The organism is Arthrobacter sp. H14 (assembly GCF_000520495.1).
In the GTDB taxonomy this organism is placed as follows: Bacteria; Actinomycetota; Actinomycetes; order Actinomycetales; family Micrococcaceae; genus Arthrobacter_C.
Window position 1 is genome coordinate 1 of record NZ_AZRX01000492.1, and the last position, 4,124, is coordinate 4,124.

Genomic DNA, 4,124 nt, shown 5'->3' on the forward strand with positions numbered 1-4,124 from the left:
ATCATGCAGCGAGACTATCCAAGGGAATCGATCACTCTTGATGACATTGCCACGGACCAATTCATCGAGTGCTGTCCCAAGGGGACCCATGTCGTCGATGCAAACTGCAATAGATCGCACCTCTCGGACTCCGGACAAATCGAGCCAGGTTTTATCTTCGAGCCAGAGCCCACCGTTGGTGCGAATCAGTCCCTCGAGACGGAGCGCTTGATCGGTGGCCTCGCCCACCGTGGATCGGAGGTCTCCAGTCAGGCGCTGCACGTGCCCACCTCGCGCTTGATGCGACACGCTTCGCCCTTTGACCTCGACACAGATCGCGACGTCCTCAATGACGAACAGCGCATCCGCCTCAGTCTGCTCGGCTATGGACGTGATTTCGACCGCGGTCGAGGCTAACTGCGATGAGTCAACTCCAGGATTCGACCTGAAATACTTGAGGTTCACATGGGTGGCGTCTGCTCCAAGCAGCTTCGTCAGATACTCGACGGAAAGCTGCTCGCTTACCGTCACGCGACGCTTCTCATACCGCCGCCACCGGGCGGAGTTGCCTTGAGCCCCGCCTCAATAACCTGCCGGAAACAATCCGTCCCGATGGGCACGTTCATGGTCACATAATTGCCGGCACCGTCAGCGATAAGCGACGCATTCCGGAACGGATTGTCGCCTGCCAGGAAGGATTCGACTGCGGCGACAGGTTCGCCCTCGACTCCGAATGAGACGCGGAACCGCTCAAGTATTCGCCCTACGCGGTCTTCTGGCACTGATGATGCATCGGCGATCTCTCTCGCGGTGAAACTCGCACGCTTTCCTGGAAAGAACATGAGATCGTAAAGGGCGGCTCTACCTTGCTCAACGCCTCAGGCGACTGGTCGTTTCGACCGTCTGTCTCCCACTCCTGCGCTACATCACCGAGTATGTCTCTCGCCGCAAAAAAGCGGTCCAAATAGATCGATCTGATGGCTTCGCGAATAGCCAAAAAATCCTCGTACGTAAAACCAAGCGCTTCAAGCAGAATAGTGCCGAGGTGCTTACTGCTGAACAGTGCTTCGTTTAGCCCATCATGGACGTGAGCATATTGCTTGAACTTCACGTTGAGCTCGTGGCCTACATAAGTCGCCGCCAGGGTTGTCAGCGGACCGAATTTCTCTGCCTGGCCGTCCGACAGAAGCATGAACTGCCCCACACTGAGTAGTACTCCCGCGCGTTCGTGAGGTCGGGGACTACTTTGGCGGGGTTTGCTGCCCTCGGGTCGGCGTCTGGCAGACCGCGCACTCCTCGCGCTAACAGGATTAATGCAACCAACTCGACCGCCGCGGGCCGCTGATCGGCGAGACTCTCTCGGTAGCCCTCGAGCACCATCGGGGTCTCGCGAAGCCGCATCAGTTCGATGACATCAAACGCGTCAGCTTTCCGGATCGCCTTAGCAATAGCTTCGACATGCTCGCGAATCACTTCGGGACCGCGAGCTACGAAGTCAAGAAGTGTTTCCCCGGGTCGGAGGCTGGCGAGGGTCGTCGCCATGCTCTGAAAGGCAGAATCCATACTTTCGTCGTCGGCAGCGATAATCCGTCCGTCAGGCAGCCTCTTCGCGTTCCTTGGCAAGTCAGCTCTCTTTCGCTAGTTGAACATCACATCGCGCATCGGGTCCGTTGACTGGAATGGCTTGGGAAACCATGTAGCTTGGGTGGCGGCTGTCGGCAGCGGGACCGCGGTAATCGAGGAGTACACCTACGCCACCCGAGCAGGTTGTGGCACCCGTGTTGTCGCCACCTCAGCATCCAAGTACATCCACTTCAGAGACTAGCAACGCTTCCCACGCACATCGACCAAGCAATGGCCGAAGGGCTTTCTTTACATAAGGTAGGTAGTGGGTGAACGGTTAGCTCAGGTCATGTCTTGCGTTTCGGCCATTTTCTGTGATTTGGCGGTAGGTAGTCGGCGGCTGCCGACTGCCAAGACCGAGGAGAGTCTGGAACGCAGCCATGGGCGTGCTGCGTCTGTTGTAGCGGAACGTGAATTCGTCGAGGTAAACCTGTAGTTGTTCATTGCTGACAGATCGGTGTGTCCCTCGCAGCCACGTCTTGAAATTGCTGATCGCACGATGCACTCGAGGCATGACCGGGTCTGCGTCGTCGGCTCTCTTGGCGGCCCTTTGTGACCGTGGCCGGTAGTCGTAATCTTTCTTGGCCAATGGCGCGTAACCCATCCAGCCATCGGTATGCACGATCGCACCGGGAGCGACGGTGTCGGTGATGAATCCGGTCAGCGTGTCGCCGGAGGCATCAGCGATCACTTTCATCCGCACACGCCCTGAACCCTGGCCCCGATGTTCCACCGCAACGACCACCTGCGCCGCTTTGGCGGTGAGATTCCTGCCGCCGCGACGTCCGGTCTCGCGGCCGCCGACCTGGCACTCATCGACGTCGACCTCGCCTGTCAGTAGAGAGCGTTCAGGGTTGACCATGGCCCGACGCAGCTTGTGCAGCATGGTCCAGGCCGTTTGATGTCGGGTGAGGCCAAGTTGACGCTGCAACTGCCTGGCAGAAATTCCAGTTGTTCCCGTGGACATCAGGTAAGCAGCCCAGAACCACAAATGCAGCGCGGTATGGGTCTTGTGCAGGACTGTACCGGCCGTCAGAGACACCTGATAGGCGCAGCCACCGCACTGCCATAGTCGTCGTGCTGCTATCGGCCACGCCGTTGTGCCGCCACACCGCGGACAGACGAAACCCTCAGGCCACCGGCACTGGAACAGATAGTCCAGACACGCCTGCTCATCGCCGAATCTGGCCTGGAAATCCAATATCGTCCGCGGAAAATCTGGCTTGGCCATGAATAAACCCTACCTGAGCTAACCGTTCACCCACTAGATCCGTTTTGTGAAGGCTCTGCAGGATGGGGGCAATACAGTCGCCATGACCGGTGACGGTGTCAATGATGCCCCGGCTCTGAAACAGGCGGACATCGGTATCGCTATGGGTATCACGGGGACGGACGTGTCCAAGGGCGCGGCGAAAATGATCCTGACCGACGATAATTTCGCGACCATCGTTTCAGCGGTCAAGGAAGGCCGAGGGGTTTACGCGAACATCATCAAATTCGTGAAGTTTCAGTTGACGACAGCGTGGGGCTTTGTGCTGATTTTTCTTGTGTGCGGGGGTGCTGGGCCTGGCTGGCGGTGCACCATTCACGGCACTGCAGATCCTCTGGGTGAACATCATCATGGACGGTCCACCCGCCCTGGCGCTCGGAGTAGACCCGGCCAGTCCGGACATCATGAAGGAAAAGCCACGGCCCGCGAATGAACCGCTGCTGACCCGTAACCGTTTACTACGGATTCTCGTTCTCGGCGCTGTCATGGCTACAGGCACCATCGCCATCCTCGCGCTGTCACCGGTCCTTTTCCCTGAAAGCTCTACGGATCCAGACCTCGCCACAACCCTGGCATTTACGACCTTCGTTTTTTATCAAGTGTTTAACCTGCTTAACGTTCGCTCTGAACCCGGGTCCGTGTTCTCGGCGCAAACCTTCACTAACCGCAGCATCTGGGTGGCGTTAGCCGCCGTGGTAGTGCTCCAGGTGCTAGTGGTGAATCTACAGCTGCTGCAGGGCTTCTTTGACACCACAGCACTCACCTCCACCCAATGGGCGCTAGCCCTTCTGGTCGGATCCTCGGTCCTGTGGATCGAGGAAATCCGCAAAGCATTTGCGCGAAACCTGCCACACCTGGGCAAATCTTCTAACACTGCAACCCACAGCGCTCTGACCAACCCACACTCTTAGCCCATGACGCATGTATAGGTTAATGGCATGACACCTCCAGCTCACGCTGCTTCGTTCCTCGCGCTTCATCACGGCCCTACGCCGCTGCTGCTCGCCAATGCCTGGAGCATTGTCTTGGCACGGTTGTTCGCCTCGATGGGGTTCCATGCGCTTGCCACAACCAGCGGTGGGTACGCTGCGTCGCTGGGCCGTCTCGATGGTCAGCTGACGCGCGACGATGCCCTCGAGTATGCAGCGGAGCTCGTGTAGGCGACGCCCCTGCCCGTCAACGCCGACTTGGAAAGTGGTTTCGGGGATGATCCGGCGGTTGTCGCTGAGACGTTCGGCCTTGCGGCCCGGAC

5 protein-coding genes and 1 pseudogene are annotated in these 4,124 nt (G+C 58.4%); 3 read left to right on the forward strand and 3 right to left on the reverse strand.

Features of this window, described 5'->3' with window-relative positions; all coding sequences use genetic code 11:
• The 3 genes and pseudogenes from Y707_RS22635 to Y707_RS22640 all read right to left on the reverse strand — a co-directional run.
• Positions 1 to 510 (reverse strand): annotated as a pseudogene (locus Y707_RS22635) (hypothetical protein); the annotation flags it as partial.
• A 232-nt stretch (positions 511 to 742) separates the two neighbouring features.
• The gene (locus Y707_RS0101745) at positions 743 to 1,183 is read right to left on the reverse strand and encodes a hypothetical protein (protein WP_162150154.1); all 441 of its coding nucleotides are present in this window, start codon (positions 1,181 to 1,183) and stop codon (positions 743 to 745) included.
• A 696-nt stretch (positions 1,184 to 1,879) separates the two neighbouring features.
• Entirely contained in the window at positions 1,880 to 2,833 is a 954-nt protein-coding gene (locus tag Y707_RS22640) for an IS1595 family transposase (RefSeq protein ID WP_081744556.1), read from the reverse strand.
• An 82-nt stretch (positions 2,834 to 2,915) separates the two neighbouring features.
• Between Y707_RS22640 and Y707_RS31945 the strand changes: the two genes are divergently transcribed.
• The 3 genes from Y707_RS31945 to Y707_RS22645 are packed head-to-tail and all read left to right on the forward strand — an operon-like array spanning position 2,916 to position 4,032.
• A complete protein-coding gene (locus tag Y707_RS31945) occupies positions 2,916 to 3,305 on the forward strand; it encodes an HAD-IC family P-type ATPase (RefSeq protein WP_026533825.1) in 390 nt (129 codons plus the stop codon).
• Positions 3,223 to 3,783: a cation transporting ATPase C-terminal domain-containing protein gene (locus Y707_RS31950; RefSeq protein WP_253905018.1), complete on the forward strand. Its 561-nt coding sequence runs from the start codon at positions 3,223 to 3,225 to the stop codon at positions 3,781 to 3,783. Before Y707_RS31945 ends, Y707_RS31950 begins: the two co-directional genes overlap by 83 nt.
• Positions 3,784 to 3,810: 27 nt before the next feature.
• The gene (locus tag Y707_RS22645; protein ID WP_026533827.1) at positions 3,811 to 4,032 is read left to right on the forward strand and encodes an isocitrate lyase/phosphoenolpyruvate mutase family protein; all 222 of its coding nucleotides are present in this window, start codon (positions 3,811 to 3,813) and stop codon (positions 4,030 to 4,032) included.
• Positions 4,033 to 4,124 lie beyond the last annotated feature (92 nt).